This window comes from Hwanghaeella sp. LZ110 (assembly GCF_048892525.1).
Taxonomy (GTDB): domain Bacteria; phylum Pseudomonadota; class Alphaproteobacteria; order UBA8366; family Aestuariispiraceae; genus Pacificispira.
Window position 1 is genome coordinate 279,870 of sequence record NZ_JBLZHT010000001.1, and the last position, 20,781, is coordinate 300,650.

The following is a 20,781-nucleotide window of genomic DNA, read 5'->3' on the forward strand; positions in this document are numbered from 1 at the left end:
TTGTTTAGTCGAGCGGACAGGGAGCATCACCCTGTGCCGGATCAAAATAATGCGTGCAATCCAGTCGTCGGGCTTCTGCCTTTATGTCTGACACAGTGATCAGCCCCGACAATGTGCACCAGCCTGCCTGTCGCAAGGCGGCCGCCTGTTTGGGTTCCGTGTTTGCGGGCAGATAGACAGTAACCGGTCTTGCCGCAGCAGGGACCGCGCGCAGTACGGAATCAAGATACAGGGAAAACCCCGTGGCCGGTTCGGTCGTTGTGCCATCAGACCCGGCGCTATAGCGACCGCCACGCCCTAATTCGCCCCGCACGCCCTTGGCAAATAAGGTGAAGCTCAACCCTGTCTGATACTCAAAACCGCGATGTTCAACGGGATCGACTGTTAGGGCCAGCTCCGGCACTGCATCTTCCAACAGGTCCATAACCCGTGCCAGGCGGGCGCGTTCCGCCTCAGCAGCGGGAGGCAGCGGGATTGAATTCAATTTCTCCAGAGCGCGCCGGGCCAGGCCGGATGCATCCAACAGCGCCCCCAGCCGCGTTGCGGCCTCTCCCCCCAGGGCGGCCACATCATGGGCATCCTTGCGGTCCAGCGCCAACCGGGCGTCCTTTCGGGTTTTGGCATCCAGACCCAGATCGTCAAATACCGCAGGCACGATTGTTGGCAGGCTCAGGTCCACGGACAAATCTTTGGCACCGACTGCATGCAGGGCATCAGCGGCAACGGCGATAATTTCGGCATCCGCCTCTGCCTGATCCGCCCCATATATTTCACAACCCGCCTGGGTCACCTGGCGTTCCGGACGCAATTGCGATCCGCGCACGCGCAGCACTGGCCCGGCATAACACAGGCGCAGGGGGCGGGGGGCCTTGATCAGGCGGGATGTGGCGATGCGTGCGACTTGAACCGTCATATCGGCGCGCACCCCCATCATGCGCTGGGATACCGGGTCCATCAGGCGGAATGTATGGGGGGCCGTGGCCGTTCCAGCGCCATCCAGCAGGCTGTCTTCAAATTCCACCAAGGGCGGGTCGACCCGACGATAGGCGGATGCCCGAAAGCGATCAATCAGACCGCGCATAACCGTCGCCTCGCGTGTTGCCTCTGGGGGCAGAACATCGCGCAGGCCATCGGGAAGCAGCGTCTTGGAAGGGCCGTCAGTCATTGTTCAAACATGTACCATTGGGAATTTTTAGAAACCGGCACTGTGGTAGCGGGTTTGTCCCCCTTGGGCAAGCGGAACCCGCGGATTTCCAAACCTGTGGCGTGGCTTAACCTTAGCCGTCTTTCATAATTTTGCGCAGCGGGATGCTTTCATCGGCCAGGGCGTCGGGGTCGGGATTAACGCCCCGTTCCATCATCATCTGGGCCATGCGAACATCTTTTGCGATGGCAGACCCTTTGCCAAAGCCTGCGACCCCAATCAGCGTATCGCCTTCCAGGCAGAAGAAGATCTGCGCCCCATCTTCATACTGTCCCCGTGTGACAATCTTTTCAGCGCGATGGGGCAGCCCGGCGGTTTGCAAGGTCCAATCGAACTGGTCAGACCACAGCCAGGGTACAGGTGCATAGGCTTCGGGCTTGCCACAGATGGATCGGGCGACCGTGCGGGCCTGCATATCGGCATTCTGCCAGCTTTCCAACCGGATTGCTGCGCCATAGCGCGGGTTGTTCCCACAGGCACAGTCTCCAGTCGCATAGATGCCGGGGATATTGGTGGCGCCGAATTCATCCACCATAATACCATCACCGCATTCAACCCCGGCAGATTTGGCAAGGTCTGTGCCTGGGGCGATTCCAATGCCAATCACGACCGCATCCGCAGGCATAACGCTGCCATCTTCGAATCGGATGCCGGTGACATGATCGCTGCCTTCAAACGCCTGAATGCGCGCGTTCAGGACGATTTTGATGCCATTTTCTTCGTGCAGGCGGGAAACAGCCGCAGCGACAACTTCTGGAATGGAACGGCCAAGAATGCGCGGCGCGCCTTCCAGAACTGTCACATCGCATTCCTTCTGGCGCGCTGTCGCAGCAGTTTCCAGACCAATAAAGCCACCGCCAATAACGACGATTCTTGCGCCGGGTGTCAGGGCTTTGCCCAGTTCAGCACTGTCATCCAGGGTTCGGACAACATGAATGCCCGCCAGGTCTGCGCCTGGTAAGGGCAGGCGTTTGACCACGCCACCTGTTGCGAAAATCAGCGCGTCGAAGCTGTGGGATGTTCCATCGTCCAGGGTGACCGTATGGGCATCCGCATCGATTGCTTCAACGGTCTTACCGGTGATCAGGGTGATGTTCTGTTGTTGGTAAAAGTCAGCTTCGTACAAAAAGCAATGATCGGCCGTCTTATCCCCCTTCAGAACCGCCTTTGACAGTGGCGGGCGTTCATAGGGGGGATGCGCTTCCGCACCGATCAGGGTGATGTCCCCCTGAAACCCTTCCTGACGTAACAAGGCAGCGGCGCGGCCGCCACTTTGCCCGGCACCGACGATAACAACAGACTGAACTGACATAGACTCTCACTTTTCTACGGTAACGAAGCTTGACCAGTGATCAATCGCGATAAACGGGCTCTTCCTCGTCCAGGATATCGCGCAGGGCATTGAAATGCTTTTCTGCGGCACCTGGATAAGCGGCCCATTGACCAGCGGTTTTCTCTGCCACTTCATGGCTGGCGACGTTAAGCTCTCGCCCGCTGGACAGCGCCAGAAACAGCGTTTCACAGGCGCGTTCAAAGAAGAACAGCTCATCAAAGGCTTCGGCAACGGTGTTGCCAACCGTCATGACGCCGTGTTGGCCCATCAGCAGGACCCGCTTGTCGCCTAGCACAGTGGACAGACGCTCTGCCTCATCCCCAAGGCCCATGCCGTCATAGTGGTTGTCGACGGCAACACGGTTATAGAAACGCATCGTGGTCTGGTCGATGGGCGGAATGGAGGTATCTTTCAGGGTCGACAATGCGGTCGAATATTTCGAATGGACATGCAGGATACAGCGCGCCTGGGGATTGTTCCGGTGCATGGCACCATGGATGCAATAGGCGGTCGGGTCGACAGCGTCGCCCATGCTTTCCGGTGCAACCTCAGTATTCAGCAGCAGCAGATCGCTGGCGCGCATTTTTGAGAAATGACGGCCATAGGGATTGATCAGGAAGTCCGTGCCATCATCCGACACGACCAGGCTGAAGTGATTGGCCACTGCCTCATGCATGTTTAACCGCGCGGTCCAGCGAAACGCGCAGGCCAAATCTTCCCGTTCCGACTGATAGGCCAGAGATTGGGTTTTAGCGGCGGAGAATGCACTGACAGACATGGAATTTAACCTCCTCATTGAGGGTCGGAATTTCAGATATCATCGAAAAGAGTGATCGTTCATCCCATTTTGCGCAATCAAATTCAATACTGCAAGGTCCTGACGAATGGGCATGCTGTTCAGTTTCCGAAGTGCCAGCCCTGCCCCTGAAGAAAATGTCGCATCCGGTTAGTGAGAATCCACCTTGTTGGTGTAACTATATAACATTATAGTCTGGGGATAGGATGATTTCGCAGCAATTGATTGGGATACCGACCGTGATATTAGCATCAAACAGTATTGTTGTCCGTCGAGGCGAGTCGCGACCGCTTTACCTTCCGGACCTGTCCATTTCACCTGGCGCACAGCTTCTGCTGTTGGGGCCATCGGGATCTGGGAAGACGACATTGCTGTCCGTACTGGCCGGTTTACTGCCACCTACGGAAGGCGACGTCCTGCTGGAACAGCAGAATTTATACGCCCAATCGTCTGTTGCCCGGGACCGCATTCGGGGAAAAACGTTCGGATTCATCTTTCAGACATTGCATCTGCTGCCCTCACTCACCCTGGCGCAGAATGTCATGCTGGCAGCAGACATGGCGAAGGTCGCGGTAGAACCCGGACGTTTGGAGGACCTCTTAGCGAAACTGGGTCTGGCCGATAAGGCGAATCGAAAGCCCACAGCCCTGAGCCAGGGCGAACAGCAACGCGCCGCCATTGCCCGGGCTGTTTTGCTGCGCCCGAAACTGCTGATTGCGGATGAGCCGACGTCTGCCCTGGATGACGCCAATACGAATGCAGTTGTCACGCTGCTACAGGATCAAGCGAGGGAGACCGGGGCTGCGCTGATGATCGCCACTCATGACGCCAGGCTTTTGGATCGCTTCGACACCGTGGTGACACTTAAGACGAAGGGAGGGCCTGTATCATGAATGCGGTTTCACTTGCCGTGGCGGCCATTCGCGCCCGCCCGCTGCAATCGGCTTTGTGCGTTCTGTCTGCAACGTTGGGCAGCGCCCTATTAATCCTGTTGTTTCTACTGTCTCAAACCATCGCGTCAGGTTTTCTGCGCAATGCAGAAGGGATTGATATCGTCGCGGGCGTGAAGGGAAGCCCCCTGCAATTGGTGCTGTCGTCGGTTTATCATGCCGATGTTCCAGCCGGGAATATCGAAATGTCGGATTATCTGGCCTTACAGAATAACCGCCATGTGCGTCAGGCAATCCCCCTGGCCCTCGGGGACAATTATCAAGGTTGGCGCATGGTGGGCAGCACGCCCGATTATCTGAAGCTTTATCAGGCTGAATTCGCTGACGGCCAGGTTTTTGACCATCCGTTTGAGGCGGTTGTCGGCGCGGCGACCGGCATGAAAATTGGTGAAAGTTTTGCTGCCCGTCATGGCTTCGCGGCAGACAGTGACGATATCCATGATTCCTATCTATACACCGTGACTGGTGTATTAAAACCGACGGGAACAGTGTTGGACAGGTTGATTGTCACCAGTGTGGACAGTGTTCAGGCATTGCATTCCGGACACCATCATGATGACGACCATGATGAGGCGCAGGCAGAGGGACACGACAGTCATGATGCGCATGACACACATGATCATGATGAAGCGCACGACCATGACGCAGCACACGAACATGACGCAGCACACGACCATGATGAAGCACACGACCATGATGCGCATGACGATAAAGCCGCAGAGGAAGCACTGGGCCATCAGGTTACCGCCGTTCTGATCAAGACTCGCAGCCCGATTGATCGGATGAACCTTCCGCGTGAGATCAATCAGTCCACGGATATGCTTGCGGCCGTGCCTTCCTTGGAAATGGCGCGGTTGACCAAGAGCCTGGGGATCGGGAAAACCTTGATTCTTGCACTGGGTGTCGGGTTTGTAGCACTTTCGGCCCTTATTCTTCTGGCCTCTCTCGCCTCCAGCCTGGCGGTGCGGCGATACGATCTGGCGGTTCTCAGAGTTCTGGGGGCAAGTCCCGGAAAACTGCTGCTGACCGTCGTGGCGGAAGCTGTGTTGTTAAGCGGTGTCGGGACAGTGATCGGATTGGGGGTCGGGCATGGTGTCGGCTATATCGCCGCATTGAATATCGATACCCTTCAAGGCATAGTTCTTCCAGAGACGTTCCTGCAGGTGCATTTCCTTGACGGTGTGTTGCTGATACTGGGCCTCATGATCGGGGTGATAGCCTCCCTGATCCCCGCAATTTCAGCCGCGCGGACGGATATTGCGGGGCTGCTGGCGAAAGGGTGATGATGCGAAAAATCCTGGCAGTGCTGATGTTTCTATGTGCGTCGCCGCCAGCGTTTGCCTTGTCGCAGGAAGAAGGGAGCCTGCATGGCACTAAGACGATCCTGGATTACATTGGCGATTATGTTGATGTTCCCCCCGGTGCGCTGGACTGGAAGGTACTAGGATCCACCAATGAGGTGCAGATTCAGACGAAAACCGATGATGGCTATGACTTGATTTATCAAAAGCCGGAATTTCAACCCGATGTGATGGCGCTGGACGGGAAAGAAATCACCATAAAGGGATATATGTTTCCCCTGGATGTGACAGAAGATCAGCGCCTGTTTCTCTTTGGGCCATTTCCGATGAGCTGCCCCTATCAGTATCATGTCGGGCCGGCCCTGGTTCTGGAAGTCCATGCTCAGGATCACCCCGTCGCCTTCAGCTATGACCCGGTTCAATTGACCGGAACCCTGGAACTGGTGCCAGAGGATAAGGAATACAGCGTCTTTTATCGCTTAAAGGATGCCAGAAAGGTCAATTAGACGGTTGGAGGGGAGTCTATGTTCAGTCACGTCACGGTTGGGACTAACGACGTTTCCCGCGCAATTCGATTTTATGATGCCGTCTTTAGTGTCCTGGGAATTCCGCGTTATCGCGGGGATATTCAATCTGGCTATGCCGGATGGGGCAGGCCAGATGACCCTAAATTCTGGGTCTTTCCCCCTTTTGATGAAAAGCAGGCTACTGCAGGCAATGGCACGCATTTCGCCTTTGCGGCACAGACCCGCCAGATGGTGCGAAGGGCTTATGAAATGGCGCGATCTCTGGGGGCTGTGGATGAAGGTGCCCCTGGCCTGCGCCCGCACTATCATGAAAATTATTATGGCGCATACTTCCGGGATTTGGATGGCAACAAATTGCAGGTCGTTTGTCACTTGCCCGAAGATCAGTCCGGAGCCTGAAGCCAGCGCGAAATTGACTTGCCGACGCACACCCCTTGACCCTATAGGGGTCTCGGCTATTTTGAGCAGTGGCCTCGAAAGGGAACGCGCGTCAATTGCTTTCAAGTTGGAGATACGGTCTTGGCGACCATTTTACCGCTTACTGATAAGAAATCAGCGTCCAAGCAGGATGAGCGTCCGTCGCTTGACGCCCTGTTGGGGCTGGTTGAGGGCGACCTGAAAAAGGTCAACCAGCATATTCTGGATAATATGAAGAGCCCCGTTGCGCTGATCCCGCAATTGGCAGGTCATATCATCGCGTCCGGCGGTAAACGCCTGCGCCCGGTGCTGACCCTGGCGTCGGCGAATTTATGTGGCTATACGGGGCAGCGCCATATTGGGCTGGCCGCCTGTGTGGAATTTATCCATACCGCGACCCTGCTGCATGATGATGTTGTCGATGAAAGCGACCTGCGCCGCGGTCAGGCCAGTGCCAACGCAATCTGGGGAAATGAGGCCAGCGTCTTGGTCGGGGATTTCCTGTTTTCGCGATCCTTCCAATTGATGACGGCTGATGGATCGTTGCAGGTTCTGCGCATATTGTCCGATGCCTCTGCCGTCATCGCGGAAGGGGAAGTCCTGCAGTTAATGACGGCCAATGAGCCGACAACGACGGAAGAGGCTTATCTGGAAGTTATTCGATCGAAGACTGCAAAATTATTCGCCGCAGCCACGCGCATTGGCGCGGTTGTGGCCGAACGCCCCCAGGCCGAGGAAGAGGCGCTGGAAAGCTATGGCATGAATATCGGCATCGCCTTTCAATTGATCGATGATGTGCTGGATTATTCTGCAGATCAGCTAAAGCTGGGCAAGACTGTGGGTGATGATTTCCGGGAAGGCAAAGTGACCTTGCCGGTTATTCTGGCCTATCGTCGGGGCAATGAAGAAGAGCGGGCCTTTTGGCACCGAACGATTGCCGAAATGGACCAGAAAGACGGCGATCTGGAAGAAGCCATGCGCCTGATGACATCCCATGGTACACTGGATGATTCAGTGGATCGCGCCCGTCATTATTGCAGCATCGCCCGCGACGCCCTGGGTATCTTTCAGAATGGACCAACCAAGGAAGCCATGACCGATCTGGTCGATTTTATCATTGATCGGGCCTATTGATCGGCGGATTATCTATTCTTGTGAAATTGAATGTTTTGATTAAAATATTCCTGCAGGGCTTGGCTTGGGCCGCATACCAAACAGCCAAGTCTGGGCGCCGAGATCGATGCGGCGATTGATCGGCCCCGATACGTTAAACCAATATCAGCACTTTGTTTGACACACCCTGTCGCTCAGCGGATATATGCCGTATTGAATGACGGCACTAAAAGGCGCGAGCTATAATGTTTGAGAATCCCACTGTATCGGTCATTGGACTTGGCTATGTTGGCTTGCCGCTGGCGGTCGCGCTGGCGCGGCATTTCGATGTTATCGGGTTTGATACTAATCGACAGCGGGTTGAAGAATTACGCGCCGGTCATGATCGAACCGGAGAGTTAAGCGTCGGTGAATTGGCCGATTCCAAACTGGAATACATAGCTGACGAAAGCTTCCTGTCAGAAGCGCATATCCACATTGTGACCGTCCCAACCCCGGTCGGGCCGGACAATAAGCCGGATTTGCGGGCTGTTGAATCTGCCAGCCGGATGGTTGGGCGTCATTTGAAAATGGGGACGGTCGTGGTTTATGAATCGACCGTCTATCCGGGTGTTACGGAAGATTTCTGTGGTCCAATCCTGGAGGAAGAGTCTGGCCTGACATCGGGCCAGGATTTTTTCCTGGGCTATTCCCCGGAACGGATCAATCCAGGCGACAAAGTGCACCGCGTCGATTTGATCACCAAGGTTGTGGCCGGTCAGACCCATAATGTCAGCCAATTGCTGGCCCGCCTGTATGGCACGATGAACGGGAACAACATCTTCGTCGCCCGTGATATTCGCACGGCGGAAGCATCCAAGGTCATCGAAAACGCCCAACGCGATATCAACATCGCCTTCGTTAATGAAATAGCGACCATCTTCCAGAAAATGGGAATTTCCGTCCATGACGTTCTGGAAGCGGCTGGGACGAAATGGAATTTCCTGCCCTTCACACCGGGCTTGGTCGGGGGGCACTGCATTGGGGTTGATCCCTATTATCTGGCCCATGCGGCACAGCAGTTGAATATTGAGCCCAAGGTGATCCTGGCCGGGCGCAGCATTAATGACGGCATGGCCCATCGGATCGCCGATAATATCGACGCGCAACTATCCGGCCCGTCAAAAATTCTGGTGCTGGGCATCGCGTTCAAGGAAAACGTGCCCGATATCCGCAATTCCAAGGTCGCAGACCTGATCGCACGTTTGGCCGTGCATGGTCACACAGTTGATGTCTTCGACCCGATGGCCGATGCAGCGGAAACCAAACATGAATATGATATCGACTTGGTTGCAGAACCCGCCACAGGCTATGACGCCGTTGTCGGGGCCGTTGCGCATTCCGCGTTCGATCAGCTGTCCTTGCGAAAGCTAGCTAAACCAGACGGTCTGATCGCGGATATCAAGGCGATCTGGCGTCAACGGGGCGTGCCCGATGGCATGACCTATTGGACGCTGTAGGCCCTTCGCCTCAGACCTTCGCCCAGATATCTTCGACCCAGCCTTTGATTTGCAGGGATTCTTCCCAACGGTCGGACAATTCATAGCCGTCTGCGCCGGTAATGGCATATTCGGGCGGGCCAAGTTCGGTCAGGAAGATCAGGGTGTCGTCGGGGCCGTGGCGGCCCTTCCAGGATGCGATGCCTTCTTCCCACCAGGATTTATACAATTCGACCCATTTCTGGCTCTGGGGGAAGTGCAGGGGGACCTGAACCTGTTCGCGGGAGGATACGCGCCCCTGGAAGCAATCTGCCCGGGCCAGGATCTGGCTGATATAGCCCTGGTCCCGCTCATTTAAGGGATACCAGAATTCCCGGTCGATCAGATAATGGGACAGGTCCGCACAGATTGGCATATCGGGCACACGCTCCATCAATTGCAGCGTATAAAACAGGTCATTGGTCAGGCAGTTGCGGTGGGTCTCAAACAGGATCGGCATGCCGACTTGATCCGACATCTCCATCCAGCGATGCACCACGTCCACGCCTTCCTCAACGGTGAAGGGCATAACCTCCCCGATGATGTTGACGACGACGGCATTGGCCGCTTTCGCCGCCTCCAGGATTGGCAGGAACCCTTCCACCGTCTTGGGGAAGGCGTTGATCATGCAGCCCAGCTTGTGCTGTTCAAACAGCGGGCGGGTGCGCTCAATCGTTTCCAGGTCGGACTTTGCCAGATCCAGGCACATGCCGTCGAAACCAGCTTCCGCGACCATGGTAAAGGCTTCTTCGTCAGACCGCTCCACCCCGTCCGGGCGCCGCAGTTCCATCGCCCAGCGGGATTGGTACACTTCCAGTTTTTGCATTATTCAGCCGCCTGCGGTTGGGTATGGGACAGATCAATCTCAACCTCGCCATCGCGGGTTTCCGGCCCCTTCATCAGCTTGCGGATGAAACGCCATTGGAATGCCAGATAGCCTGTCGTCGGTGGCTCGTAGCCGGCATGTTTCACCAGTTCCGCATGCAGCGCTGGCAGGGCGTGGAACGGCACGGCGGGGAAAGTATGATGCGCCGTGTGATATTGCATGTTCCAGGCCATCCAGCGGAAAATCCACCAGGTCTTGATCGTGCGGGTATTGTGCACGGTGTCATTTTCATGCGTCAGACCGGTATGTTCGGCAATGTTCTGGACGTTCTGGAAAATCTTCATGGTGAACATGGGACCGATCCAATAGATCACCGCTGCCCAGGTCTGGAAATACACAGACAAGGCGATCACTACCGCATAGCCCAGCAGATGCAGTCGCGATTCCAGCACGACCTTGCGGGTCTGCTTTTCGGTGAAATAGGGCGCGGTTTTGCCCATGGCGACGATGAACAGGCGCTTGATGCGGCCGGTCCAATAGGTGATGCCGATCAGATAGGGCAGATAGCTGGCCAGATCATAGGGGCCGCCCCGGCTGATCAGTTCCGGGTCATTGTCCCAATCCTGTGTATGGCGATGGTGTTCAAAATGGTACCAACGCTCATAATCGCGGGGATACAGTTGAACGAACCCGGTGATACGGTTGAAGACATCGTTGACCCAGCGGGTTTTGAACGCCGTGTAGTGGTTGAATTCGTGCTGGGCCGCGAACAGGAAATTCAGCAGCACCCCATGGGCAATAAAGAACGGCACGGCCCACCAGGTCCCCCAGGTCATATACAGACCAAAGCCGGTCAGGCCGATGGCGCCGAAATGGCTGGCCGTCTGTATCGCACCTTTCAGGTTTGATCGTTTACAAAGCTCCCGCATCCGGGCGGGTGGGATCAGGTTTTTGCGCCCAACGAAATCTTCCATCTCTCATCCCCAATTTCAGTGCGTGTGAAGGACTTTCTTGTTCTCACTGTAGCAAATCTATAACGTCGAAAAATCATATTGTATCAATCTAAAGATTAGGAAATGTCGACGTTATGGCACAGCCAAGTTTTCAGGGACAGGTCGGGGATGCCGATATCAAGCTGTTGCGGGTCTTCAAAACCGTGGTGGAATGTGGCGGCTTTACCGCAGCAGAGGCGGAACTTGGTCTGGCCCGATCCACGATATCGACCCATATCGCCAATCTGGAAACCCGCCTGGGGTTGCGATTGTGTGAACGTGGGCGCGGCGGCTTTGCCTTGACAGAGGAAGGGCGGTTGGTCTTTCAGGAAGTCGTGCGCCTGATGACGGCACTGGATTCCTTTCGCGCCCAGGTATCGACGGCGCAACGGCGTTTGGTCGGGGAATTCAACCTGGCGATCATTGATGGCATTCTGACCCTGCCGGAAATCCCGATTTCGGAAACCCTGTCCCGGTTTCGTGCCAAGGCACCGGATGTCCATATTACGATCAGCGTGTTGAGCACGGATGAAATGGAAAGGCGCTTGCTGGATGGTACGGTGCATCTTGCCTTCTGTGCCATGCACCGCCCAAAATCCGGACTGGCCTACAGCCATGTCGCCAAAGAGGTCCAGTCTGTCTATTGTGGCAGGCTGCACCCCCTGTATTCCAAGCCCGATGAGTTGATCCGTTTGGAGGATCTGACGCGACCGGATTATGTTGGACGAACGTTTCAGGATACGCTGAGAACCCGCGAAAAGCCTTTTCGAACCGGACCTGCGGCAAGTGCCAATAATCTGGAGGCGATCTTGATCCTGTTACAGACCGGGCGGTATCTGGGATTAATGCCCGATCAATGTGCGGCCCCCTGGGTTGCGGCCGGAGAGATTCGTGCTCTGCGCCCGGACCTAACACGGTTGGAGCAGGATTTTGCCCTAGTAACCCGGGACACCAAGCGCCCCGCGCCGGTGGTTGAGGCCTTTCAGAAAACCTACCGCGAAGAAGTATCAAAACAGAACGCTGCCCAAATGGCTTAACCCCCCGATCAGCAGCAGGATCAGGACAAGGCGGCGGAAGTTGCGATCACTGGTGTGGCGATAGGTATAAATGCCCAACACAGCCCCGGCGGCACCGCAGGCCATAGCGATCAATATATTGGGCCCCGTTAAGACATCAAACCGTCCATAAAAGCTGTGCCCGATCAGGGCGATCCCCAGTATGACCAGATTGAAGGGCTGGAAAACGCCGCGCTGTTCATCCTTGGGCCAGCCGCGAAGACCTGCCCAGATTGTAGGGACGGGTCCAGACATGCTGGCGACGCCCCCAAAAAAGCCGCCCAGAAAGCCAATGACGCCATCTGCCCGTCGCCCGCCCCCCTGAATCTGCGGCGGTGTTTTTACGATCAGCCCATAGCTGCAATAAAGAACCAGCAAGATGCCCAGACCCGCCTTGGCAAAATCCACGTTCAAATAAGAGAGGGCGTAAAGTCCCATTGGCAGCCCAATCAGGCCGCCCAGGATAAAGGGCCATAATCGTCCGACCCGAATGCCATGGCGAATAAAGCCCAACGTGACCAAATGGCTGGTGACACCGATTAAGGCAGCCATCGGGACGGCGACCTGGGGCGGCATGACATGCAGCCAGAAGGCCAGCGCGATCAGCGCCGCGCCCAGGCCTGTCAGGCCGCCAATATAACCGGCCGCCCCCGCACCAATCGCAAATATGAGGAGATCACTTCCTTCCATCGTTCGGGCAAGGTAGGGTTCGTCGAGTGAGTGGTCAAATTCTATGGAGTGGTAATGTCGATTTTAGATCTATCTTTCTCAGAAGCAGGGGAGGGTCCGCCTCTGGTCATCCTGCATGGCTTGTTCGGAAACAAACGCAATTGGGGGGCGATTTCCAAGGTTCTGTCGAAAACCTATCGCGTTCTATCGGTCGACCTGCGCAATCATGGGGAGTCGCCCTGGGATGAGGAGATGACCTATCCCGCCATGGCAGGTGATATTGCGGGCTTGATTGAAAAACAGATTGGTGGCCCGGCCCGCGTCATTGGTCATTCCATGGGCGGCAAAGCGTCGATGATTCTGGCACTGGAAAAACCGGAGCTGATAGAGAAACTGGTGGTGGTCGATATCCCGCCAGCGCCGCGCGACAGCGGTTTAATGGCCTATGTCACGGCAATGCAGGAATTGGACGTTGCCGGCATGACGCGCCGGTCGGAAGCCGAAGAAGCCCTGGCCCCGGCAATCCCGGAAAGGATGATCCGCACCTTCCTGGCGCAAAACCTGGCGCCGGCGGAGGGCGGTGGATTGACCTGGAAGATCAATCTGGATGTGATCGAAAAGGCGATGTCCAATATTGAAGGATTCCCGGATATTGACAGCGATCATGCATTCGAAAAGCCCAGCCTACACCTGACCGGGGCAAACTCGACCCATGTGCTGCCGCGCCATCATGCCGAAATTGAGCGTCTTTTCCCCAATTCAGAGATTGAAGCGATCCCCGATGCAGGGCACTGGTTACATGCGGAACAGCCCGCCTTGTTTCTGGAAGCCGTGGAGAGTTTTCTGTCTTGACCCAGTCGCCTGAAGACGTCCTGTCCTCGGTCTTTGGCTATCCAAGCTTTCGACCGGGGCAGAGGGAGATTGTTGATCGTTTGCTGTCGGGAACCCACACCCTGACGGTGATGCCGACCGGGGCGGGAAAATCCCTGTGCTATCAGGTGCCCGCCCTGATGTTGGATCGACCGACCCTTGTTGTGTCCCCACTTGTCGCCTTGATGGACGATCAGGTCGCAGGCCTTCGCGCGAATGGTGTTGATGCCGCCTGTATCCATTCCGGGCAATCGCGGGATCAAAATGTAGAGCAATGGCTGCGGGTCGCGAAAGGCGGCGCGAAAATTCTGTATATGTCGCCCGAACGTCTGATGACGCCGCGCATGATCGGTGCCTTGCAAAAGCTGGATCCAGCCCTTTTCGTGATTGATGAGGCCCATTGCATTTCGAAATGGGGGGCCAGCTTCCGACCGGATTATGAGATGCTGTCAACGCTGCCGGACCATTTCCCCAATGCGACGGTCAGCGCCTTCACCGCCACGGCGGATGTGGCGACCCGGCGGGATATTGCGGAAAAGCTGTTCCGGGGACGCGGGGACACCGTGGTGCATGGCTTTGATCGCCCCAATCTGAGCCTGACCGTGGTTCCAAAGACCCATTGGAAGAAGCAGTTGTTGAGCTTTCTGGAGGATCGCAAGGATCAGTCCGGCATCGTCTATTGCCTGTCGCGCCGCCTGACCGATGAAGTCGCTGAAGCCCTGTCGGCGGAAGGGTATCGCGCCCTGCCGTATCATGCGGGCCTGCCGTCAGATCAGCGCAAGGAAAACCAGGATATTTTCATGTCGGAATCTGCCGTCGTGATGGTCGCGACCATCGCCTTTGGCATGGGGATCGATAAGCCGGACATCCGCTATGTCTTTCACACCAATCTGCCCGGCAGTATGGAAGCCTATTATCAGGAAATCGGGCGTGCGGGTCGGGATGGCCTGCCGTCTGATGTATGGATGCTGTACGGCCTGGATGATCTGCGCATGCGCCGCCAATTCATCGATCAGGATGGCCAGGACGAGGATCATAAGCGCCGCGAACATAAGCGGCTGGATGCCCTGCTTGCCTATTGCGAGGCAACACAATGCCGCCGCGCGACGCTGCTGTCCTATTTTGGGGAGGATCCGGAACCCTGTGGCAATTGCGATACCTGTCTGTATCCGCCGGTCGTGATTGATGGCACGCGGGAAGCGCAGATGCTGCTGTCTGCCATTCTGCGGACGGGTGAAAGTTTCGGCACGGCGCATATCATCGATGTGCTGCGCGGCGCAAAGACGGCAAAGATCGAAGAACGCGGGCATGACAAGCTGCCCACTTATGGGATTGGCGCGGAACATCCAAAGCAATACTGGCAGGCCTTTATCCGCCAGGCCGTTGCGGGCGGATATCTGTCGATCAATATCGAAGGCTTTGGTGGATTGGTGCTGACCCGCAAGGGGCAAGCGGTGCTGCGCGGGGATGAAGCATTCCTGTATCGCGAAATTCCAAAATCCAAGAAGTCGGAGCGTTCGGAACGCCGCGCGATTTCGCTGGAAGGCGTCGATCCAGATCTGCTGGCGGCCCTGAAGGCGTTGCGTCGGGACCTGGCACAGGAACGCAATGTCCCCGCCTATGTCATTTTCGCCGATGCCACCTTGCATGACATGTGCCGCCTGCGCCCCGAAACGCTGGACCAGATGGCAATGGTCAGCGGCGTGGGTCCTAAGAAGCTGGAAGATTTCGGGTCACAGTTTTTGCGCGCGATCAGCCACGTGTCTGTTTGATACTTGCTCATTGCTAGGAGTATGGAATCCGCTGCGGCAGGGTAGTACTAAGAGTGACACGACCGAACCCAAATATGTTCAGGGCGTAAGGTATTTCGAAAATCTGAAAAAGTCATAGAGAAAGAGATAGCCAAGTGAGCTACTCGGAAGTTAAATGATCTCCTTTTTAAGTAGTTCAGTCATGGCTCTATCCAAAAATGCACGATCACGCACGAGTTTGTGCTCGCTTGGGAGCGGACCACCGTTGCGGATTTCCTCAAGAAGAATATCAAAATCCAATGTTGTGGCTATAAGCCAGTTTATGGATTGAAGGCAGTTGTGTATTGCTGGAAATAACCAAATCTCGTTTGAGTTAATGCTAGGTGCGTCATATCTTCCTTCCTGGAGACGTCCGCCGGCTCTCATCATCATTTTTCCGTTTGGGTGGGCAATTTCACAAATTTGATTCCAGAATTCTAGAGATTCTGGCTCTATTTCCTTCAAAAAGTTTTTTACCATGTGGCCTACACGAGGTGGTGAAACATAATTTGATGCTTTGTTCTTCTGATTAGAAGAAACAGAAAAGGCGTAGCTATCGACAAGCCGACCTATTGCAGGCCAATCGAGCTTATCAGAAGAATTCTGTGAACTTGTTAGCAGGGAGTGGAAGGTTGCAATTGTCTCCAAAAGAGCGCGCCCACACACCACCACTCCGACAAGATGTCCCGAATTCCAACAAACAACAATAGCTTGGGTCAAATCCAGTGTACGGCGTATGACAGCTTGCCGATATGCCGTTAGGCGTCCAGTGATAGTGATCGCATCGATGTTACCTTCCGTTATATCATGCGATTTAGAAAGTGAGTTTTCTAGGCTCAGGACTCATTGAATCCACCATATGACGATGGCGGCGATTGTTATGGCGGCCATGAAGATGTCGGCGCGACGGTCATAGCGGGTTGCGATACGGCGCCAGTCTTTCAATCTGCCGAACATGTTTTCGATCTTATGGCGTCGTTTGTACGTCGTTTTGCAGAATGACGCGGGAGCCTTTCTGCCTTTCCTGGGCGGGATGCACGGCTCGATGTGCTTTGCCCGCAGGGCGGCACGGTACTCGTCGCTGTCATACCCTTTATCCGCGATCAAGGTCGCGCCGCCACCTATGGGAAGCGCGGGATACAAGACCTTCGCACCGATATGATCGGAGACCTGCCCCGCCGTCAGGCACATGGCCAAGGGACGGCCTTCGCCATCGCATACAGCATGCAGCTTGGTATTCAGCCCTCCTTTCGTGCGCCCGATGTGGCGGGAAAGTACCCCCCTTTTAGGAGGCTCGACGCCGTGCGATGCGCCTTCAGATGCGTGGCATCGATCATCAGCGTATCCGGTCGCCCGTCCGCCGCCGCCAAGTTGGCGAAAATCCGATCGAAAACACCGAGGATGGTCCACCGACGAAATCGATTATACAGCGTCTTGTGCGGACCGTAGCCCGCCGGGGCGTCCTTCCATTGCAGCCCTTGCTTCAGCACGTAAATGATCCCGGAAACAACCCGGCGATCATCCACCCGAGCGACACCGTGCGACTTCGGGAAAAACGGTTCGATCTTCGACATCTGATCGGATGAGAGAAGGAACAGGTCCGTCATGGCAATCTCCTTTGCCACTGTGAATCACTGTTCGCTCCTCAATGCAAATTAATAGGTCCTGAGCCTAGTTCCTCTAGTCCACGCCGAATAGAATGTAAAAACGGCCAATTACCCTCTGGTATGCGGTCTTCGTTTAGCCATTCCATTTTTGCTTATTGCTCCAAGAGTTTTAAGACTAGCGGCATGCGTTAGAGCGCGCACATATATGTCTATTACCATTAACTACTAATACCTAACTCTCGGCATAGACCCTGACATCTGTGCAGGTATGGCGCGTGTTGGATACGATATCGGCCACGCCATAGGCAGATCCGTTGCCGTCAATACAACGAAACGTCAGATACGCCGCCATTGCACTTTGCCCCCCAAAGGTTGGGCTGGCCAGGGCTTTGTCCAGATCAGGAACTGACCTGGACAGTTTGGTCTCAAACGCGACAGGATCATAGAAAACCTCGGGCAAGGCGGCGTGCTCTATCCTGAATTCCACCGCCCCGCTGTCTGGAAACAGGAAGGCGAGATCCAGGGGATGGGATCGCAGTATATCATTCTGATCGATGAAGGTTATGTAATGTTCGTTTCCTGCCTGAATAGATGCGTTTAAGGCGTTAAGGTTGTTGGGTTGCGTGTCGCGCCAGACGCACGGACCTGCGGGGCGTGCGATCAGGTTCAGACGTCGATATTGATTTGCGCTTAGCAAACGCGTCAAAAGGGTCCGTTTATTCAACACGGCCATTTCGTCATTATAGCTGGACAGGCAGTAAAGGGGCAGGGAATCCGTATAGGCGAAACTGGTCACGGAATCGATGCGATCACCGGGCTTGTGGGTCAGGTGGGTGCGGCGGGTTGCGCCCCAAACCTGGCCTTCCTTCACACAGACATGCGGCAGGGGATAGGATTCGATATAGCGCGGGCGCGGATGCGCCAAGGTGCTTTTTTCAAATTCAGGTTCCAGAAAAACAGAAAGGCGCGCGCCATCGGCGATTGCGGCGGCAAGATGCGAATTGGCTTTTCCCATCGATAGTCTCCGGCTGTGACACAGAATCGTATTCGGCTTTGTGCCTAAAGAAAAGGCGCGGAAGTTTAAAACCACCGCGCCTTCTCTTAATAACAAGCAAATGCTGTTATGCGGCTTCGGCCTCGATCTCGCGCCCGTTCAGGACCAAATGCCCGTTGCTGGCCCCCACCGTGACGGTATCCCCATCATTCAGGCTGCCATCCAGAATCAGATTGGCCAGAGGGTTTTGCAGATGTTTCTGAATCACCCGTTTCAGCGGACGGGCGCCATAAACCGGGTCATAGCCCGCATTGCCAAGCCACATCAGGGCGGCAGGATCGACCGCCAAGGTGATCTTGCGGTCCTGCAGCAAGGCCCGCAGATGATCCAGTTGGATATCCACGATCCCCGACATGTTCTCCCGCGACAGGCGGCGGAACAGCAGGATTTCATCCAACCGGTTCAAAAATTCCGGTCGGAAGGCATGGCGTACGACTTCCATAACCTGTGGGCGCACCGCTTCGACATCCTCACCGTCCTTTTGGTCGGCCAGGAATTCCGCACCAAGATTAGAGGTCAGGATGATCAGCACATTGCGGAAATCCACCGTGCGGCCCTGTCCATCGGTCAGGCGTCCATCGTCCAGGACCTGCAGTAACACATTGAAAACATCCGGATGTGCCTTTTCGATCTCATCGAACAGGATCACCTGATAGGGTCTGCGCCGCACGGCTTCGGTCAGGGCACCGCCTTCGTCATAGCCGACATAACCCGGTGGCGCACCGATCAGACGAGAGACAGAATGCTTTTCCATATATTCCGACATGTCGATGCGGACCATGGCCTGATCATCATCGAACAGGAAATTCGCCAGTGATTTGGTAAGCTCCGTCTTCCCGACACCGGTTGGGCCCAGAAACAGGAAGCTGCCAATGGGTCGATTGGGGTCCTGAAGGCCCGCACGGGCGCGCCGGACCGCACTGGATATCGCGGTGATTGCCTGGCTTTGGCCAATCACGCGCTTGCCCAGCAGGGTTTCCATTTGCAGCAGCTTTTCGCGTTCACCCTCCAGCATCTTGTCGACAGGAATACCGGTCCAGCGCGAGACGATGGATGCAATGTCCTGATCGCGCACTTCCTCTTCCAGCATCGACCCTGTGCCTTGGGTTTCCGCCGCTGCAAGCTTGGCTTCCAGGTCGGGTATGACGCCATAGGCCAATTCGCCCGCGCGGTCATATCGGCCTTCCCGCTGAGCGGTCGCCAATTCGCTGCGCGCTGAATCCAGCTTCTCCTTCAAGCCCTGGGCCGCATTCAGCTTGCCTTTCTCGGCCTGCCATTGGGCGGTCAGGGTGGCAGATTGCTCCTCCAGATCACTCAATTCCGTCTGCAGTTTTTCCAGGCGATCCTTGGACGCCTTGTCGGTTTCCTTCTTCAGGGCCTCGCGTTCGATCTTCAATTGAATGATACGCCGATCCAGTTCGTCGATGGCTTCTGGTTTGCTGTCGACTTCCATGCGCAGGCGCGACGCGGCTTCGTCCACCAGATCAATGGCCTTATCGGGCAGGAACCGGTCGGTGATATAGCGATTGGACAAGGTCGCGGCCGCCACGATTGCCGCATCGGTGATGCGGACCCCGTGATGAAGCTCGTACTTTTCCTTTAGGCCACGCAGGATTGAAATTGTGTCTTCCACGGAAGGTTCTGCGACAAAGACAGTCTGGAACCGGCGGGCAAGGGCCGCATCTTTTTCGATATGCTTGCGATATTCATTCAGGGTCGTGGCCCCGACGCAATGCAAGGCCCCCCGCGCCAGGGCGGGTTTCAGCATGTTGGACGCATCCATGGACCCTTCTGCACTGCCCGCGCCGACCAGGGTGTGCAATTCGTCAATAAAGACGATGATGCTGCCGGCGGCGGCCTCAATTTCTTCCAGCACGGCTTTCAGGCGCTCTTCAAATTCACCGCGGAATTTTGCACCCGCCACCATGGAGGCAAGGTCCAGCGCCATCAGGCGCTTGTCGCGCAGGGTTTCCGGCACATCACCGGCAACAATGCGCTGGGCCAGGCCTTCGATGATCGCAGTCTTACCGACCCCCGGTTCCCCGATCAATACGGGGTTGTTTTTGGTGCGGCGGGACAGGACCTGAATCGTGCGGCGGATTTCTTCGTCACGCCCGATAACAGGGTCCAGCTTTCCATCCCGCGCCACTTGTGTCAGGTCGCGGGCATATTTCTTCAGCGCGTCGTATTTGCTCTCTGCAGAGGCTGAATCGGCGGTGCGACCCTGGCGCATGTCTTTAATTGCCGCGTTCAAGGCCTGAGGTTTCACATTTGCGGTGCTGAGAATTTTCGCCGCTTCTGTCCCCTGTGCCAGTGCCAGGGCGAGCAGCAAAATCTCTGTTGTGACGAAACTGTCGCCATTTTTCTCTGCGGTCGTTTCTGCAGAATCCAGAACCTTCGCCAGGGCTGTGTCCAGATGCAGCCCCCCCGCGCCAGCGCCTTGCACTTTTGGCAGTTTCGCAATGGCCTGGGTAACACTGGTCAGGGCCTGTTTGGCATCGCCACCGGCGGCTGAGATCAGATTTGCTGCCATGCCTTCTTCGTCGTCCAGCAGGGCCTTGAGCAGGTGTTCAGGGGTCAGCCGCTGGTTGTCTTCCCGGACGGCTATTGTTTGCGCCGCTTGAATGAATCCGCGCGCGCGTTCAGTGAATTTTTCAATATTCATGGTCACTAACCTCTCGTTTCCGTCTCCCTCTTTGAGGCAAGATCGGTATAGGAGTTATTGGTTCATTTTTGACGGGACCCGCGTGTCGGCATCCC

The 20,781-nt window shown here is 55.8% G+C and carries 19 protein-coding genes; 9 read left to right on the forward strand and 10 right to left on the reverse strand.

Features of this window, described 5'->3' with window-relative positions:
* Window positions 1–4: 4 nt before the first annotated feature.
* The 3 genes from ACOSDM_RS01250 to ACOSDM_RS01260 all read right to left on the reverse strand — a co-directional run bounded on the left by ACOSDM_RS01250 (window position 5) and on the right by ACOSDM_RS01260 (window position 3,315).
* The gene (locus tag ACOSDM_RS01250; RefSeq protein ID WP_420722651.1) at window positions 5–1,165 is read right to left on the reverse strand and encodes an ATP phosphoribosyltransferase regulatory subunit; all 1,161 of its coding nucleotides are present in this window, start codon (window positions 1,163–1,165) and stop codon (window positions 5–7) included.
* A gap of 112 nt (window positions 1,166–1,277) precedes the next feature.
* Window positions 1,278–2,516 (reverse strand): NAD(P)/FAD-dependent oxidoreductase, encoded by a 1,239-nt coding sequence (locus tag ACOSDM_RS01255; RefSeq protein ID WP_420722652.1) that lies wholly within the window; start codon window positions 2,514–2,516, stop codon window positions 1,278–1,280.
* Between the two features lie 40 nt (window positions 2,517–2,556).
* Window positions 2,557–3,315: a class II aldolase and adducin N-terminal domain-containing protein gene (locus ACOSDM_RS01260; protein ID WP_420722653.1), complete on the reverse strand. Its 759-nt coding sequence runs from the start codon at window positions 3,313–3,315 to the stop codon at window positions 2,557–2,559.
* Window positions 3,316–3,572: 257 nt separating this feature from the next.
* Here ACOSDM_RS01260 and ACOSDM_RS01265 point away from each other — a divergent pair, with 257 nt between their 5' ends.
* The 6 genes from ACOSDM_RS01265 to ACOSDM_RS01290 all read left to right on the forward strand — a co-directional run bounded on the left by ACOSDM_RS01265 (window position 3,573) and on the right by ACOSDM_RS01290 (window position 9,140).
* A complete protein-coding gene (locus ACOSDM_RS01265; protein ID WP_420722654.1) occupies window positions 3,573–4,226 on the forward strand; it encodes an ABC transporter ATP-binding protein in 654 nt (217 codons plus the stop codon).
* Complete coding sequence (locus ACOSDM_RS01270; RefSeq protein ID WP_420722655.1) at window positions 4,223–5,566, forward strand: ABC transporter permease; 1,344 nt, start codon at window positions 4,223–4,225, stop codon at window positions 5,564–5,566. The genes ACOSDM_RS01265 and ACOSDM_RS01270 overlap by 4 nt, the downstream gene beginning before the upstream one ends.
* Window positions 5,566–6,090 carry a DUF3299 domain-containing protein gene (locus tag ACOSDM_RS01275; RefSeq protein WP_420722656.1) on the forward strand — a complete coding sequence of 175 codons (525 nt, stop codon included), beginning with the start codon at window positions 5,566–5,568 and terminating at the stop codon, window positions 6,088–6,090. The genes ACOSDM_RS01270 and ACOSDM_RS01275 overlap by 1 nt, the downstream gene beginning before the upstream one ends.
* A gap of 18 nt (window positions 6,091–6,108) precedes the next feature.
* Complete coding sequence (locus ACOSDM_RS01280; RefSeq protein ID WP_420722657.1) at window positions 6,109–6,510, forward strand: VOC family protein; 402 nt, start codon at window positions 6,109–6,111, stop codon at window positions 6,508–6,510.
* Between the two features lie 129 nt (window positions 6,511–6,639).
* Window positions 6,640–7,662, forward strand: a complete 1,023-nt coding sequence (locus tag ACOSDM_RS01285) for a polyprenyl synthetase family protein (RefSeq protein WP_420723123.1) — start codon at window positions 6,640–6,642, stop codon at window positions 7,660–7,662.
* A 224-nt stretch (window positions 7,663–7,886) separates the two neighbouring features.
* Window positions 7,887–9,140 carry a nucleotide sugar dehydrogenase gene (locus ACOSDM_RS01290; RefSeq protein ID WP_420722658.1) on the forward strand — a complete coding sequence of 418 codons (1,254 nt, stop codon included), beginning with the start codon at window positions 7,887–7,889 and terminating at the stop codon, window positions 9,138–9,140.
* A gap of 10 nt (window positions 9,141–9,150) precedes the next feature.
* Here ACOSDM_RS01290 and ACOSDM_RS01295 read toward each other — a convergent pair whose 3' ends face one another.
* Both ACOSDM_RS01295 and ACOSDM_RS01300 read right to left on the reverse strand, forming a co-directional pair.
* On the reverse strand, window positions 9,151–9,984 hold the full coding sequence (locus tag ACOSDM_RS01295; RefSeq protein WP_420722659.1) for a hypothetical protein: 834 nt from the start codon (window positions 9,982–9,984) through the stop codon (window positions 9,151–9,153).
* Entirely contained in the window at window positions 9,984–10,958 is a 975-nt protein-coding gene (locus ACOSDM_RS01300) for a fatty acid desaturase (protein WP_420722660.1), read from the reverse strand. The genes ACOSDM_RS01295 and ACOSDM_RS01300 overlap by 1 nt, the downstream gene beginning before the upstream one ends.
* Before the next feature lie 113 nt (window positions 10,959–11,071).
* Here ACOSDM_RS01300 and ACOSDM_RS01305 point away from each other — a divergent pair, with 113 nt between their 5' ends.
* On the forward strand, window positions 11,072–12,013 hold the full coding sequence (locus ACOSDM_RS01305) for a LysR family transcriptional regulator (RefSeq protein ID WP_420722661.1): 942 nt from the start codon (window positions 11,072–11,074) through the stop codon (window positions 12,011–12,013).
* Here the strand turns inward: ACOSDM_RS01305 and ACOSDM_RS01310 are convergent.
* A complete protein-coding gene (locus ACOSDM_RS01310) occupies window positions 11,984–12,721 on the reverse strand; it encodes a sulfite exporter TauE/SafE family protein (protein ID WP_420722662.1) in 738 nt (245 codons plus the stop codon). The two genes, ACOSDM_RS01305 and ACOSDM_RS01310, sit on opposite strands and share 30 nt — an antisense overlap.
* A gap of 54 nt (window positions 12,722–12,775) precedes the next feature.
* On the opposite strand from ACOSDM_RS01310, the gene ACOSDM_RS01315 reads away from it, so the two are divergent.
* Both ACOSDM_RS01315 and recQ read left to right on the forward strand, forming a co-directional pair.
* On the forward strand, window positions 12,776–13,552 hold the full coding sequence (locus ACOSDM_RS01315; protein WP_420722663.1) for an alpha/beta fold hydrolase: 777 nt from the start codon (window positions 12,776–12,778) through the stop codon (window positions 13,550–13,552).
* The gene (gene recQ / locus ACOSDM_RS01320; RefSeq protein ID WP_420722664.1) at window positions 13,549–15,342 is read left to right on the forward strand and encodes a DNA helicase RecQ; all 1,794 of its coding nucleotides are present in this window, start codon (window positions 13,549–13,551) and stop codon (window positions 15,340–15,342) included. The genes ACOSDM_RS01315 and recQ overlap by 4 nt, the downstream gene beginning before the upstream one ends.
* 150 nt (window positions 15,343–15,492) lie before the next feature.
* Here recQ and ACOSDM_RS01325 read toward each other — a convergent pair whose 3' ends face one another.
* The 4 genes from ACOSDM_RS01325 to clpB all read right to left on the reverse strand — a co-directional run bounded on the left by ACOSDM_RS01325 (window position 15,493) and on the right by clpB (window position 20,686).
* A complete protein-coding gene (locus ACOSDM_RS01325; protein WP_420722665.1) occupies window positions 15,493–16,080 on the reverse strand; it encodes a hypothetical protein in 588 nt (195 codons plus the stop codon).
* A 123-nt stretch (window positions 16,081–16,203) separates the two neighbouring features.
* A protein-coding gene (locus tag ACOSDM_RS01330; RefSeq protein WP_420722666.1) for an IS5 family transposase occupies window positions 16,204–16,967 on the reverse strand; the annotation gives its coding sequence in 2 pieces (ribosomal slippage) (window positions 16,204–16,649 and window positions 16,649–16,967; 765 coding nt in all).
* Between the two features lie 232 nt (window positions 16,968–17,199).
* Window positions 17,200–17,982 carry a hypothetical protein gene (locus tag ACOSDM_RS01335; protein WP_420722667.1) on the reverse strand — a complete coding sequence of 261 codons (783 nt, stop codon included), beginning with the start codon at window positions 17,980–17,982 and terminating at the stop codon, window positions 17,200–17,202.
* A gap of 106 nt (window positions 17,983–18,088) precedes the next feature.
* Window positions 18,089–20,686 carry an ATP-dependent chaperone ClpB gene (gene clpB, locus ACOSDM_RS01340; protein WP_420722668.1) on the reverse strand — a complete coding sequence of 866 codons (2,598 nt, stop codon included), beginning with the start codon at window positions 20,684–20,686 and terminating at the stop codon, window positions 18,089–18,091.
* Window positions 20,687–20,781: the final 95 nt, after the last annotated feature.

Coding starts and splice junctions, on each gene's coding strand:
- ACOSDM_RS01250 (WP_420722651.1), bottom strand. CDS start 1,165: ATGACTGACGGCCCTTCCAAGACGCTGCTTCCCGATGGCCTGCGCGAT.
- ACOSDM_RS01255 (WP_420722652.1), bottom strand. CDS start 2,516: ATGTCAGTTCAGTCTGTTGTTATCGTCGGTGCCGGGCAAAGTGGCGGC.
- ACOSDM_RS01260 (WP_420722653.1), bottom strand. CDS start 3,315: ATGTCTGTCAGTGCATTCTCCGCCGCTAAAACCCAATCTCTGGCCTAT.
- ACOSDM_RS01270 (WP_420722655.1), top strand. CDS start 4,223: ATGAATGCGGTTTCACTTGCCGTGGCGGCCATTCGCGCCCGCCCGCTG.
- ACOSDM_RS01275 (WP_420722656.1), top strand. CDS start 5,566: ATGATGCGAAAAATCCTGGCAGTGCTGATGTTTCTATGTGCGTCGCCG.
- ACOSDM_RS01280 (WP_420722657.1), top strand. CDS start 6,109: ATGTTCAGTCACGTCACGGTTGGGACTAACGACGTTTCCCGCGCAATT.
- ACOSDM_RS01290 (WP_420722658.1), top strand. CDS start 7,887: ATGTTTGAGAATCCCACTGTATCGGTCATTGGACTTGGCTATGTTGGC.
- ACOSDM_RS01295 (WP_420722659.1), bottom strand. CDS start 9,984: ATGCAAAAACTGGAAGTGTACCAATCCCGCTGGGCGATGGAACTGCGG.
- ACOSDM_RS01300 (WP_420722660.1), bottom strand. CDS start 10,958: ATGGAAGATTTCGTTGGGCGCAAAAACCTGATCCCACCCGCCCGGATG.
- ACOSDM_RS01305 (WP_420722661.1), top strand. CDS start 11,072: ATGGCACAGCCAAGTTTTCAGGGACAGGTCGGGGATGCCGATATCAAG.
- ACOSDM_RS01310 (WP_420722662.1), bottom strand. CDS start 12,721: ATGGAAGGAAGTGATCTCCTCATATTTGCGATTGGTGCGGGGGCGGCC.
- ACOSDM_RS01315 (WP_420722663.1), top strand. CDS start 12,776: ATGTCGATTTTAGATCTATCTTTCTCAGAAGCAGGGGAGGGTCCGCCT.
- ACOSDM_RS01335 (WP_420722667.1), bottom strand. CDS start 17,982: ATGGGAAAAGCCAATTCGCATCTTGCCGCCGCAATCGCCGATGGCGCG.
- clpB (WP_420722668.1), bottom strand. CDS start 20,686: ATGAATATTGAAAAATTCACTGAACGCGCGCGCGGATTCATTCAAGCG.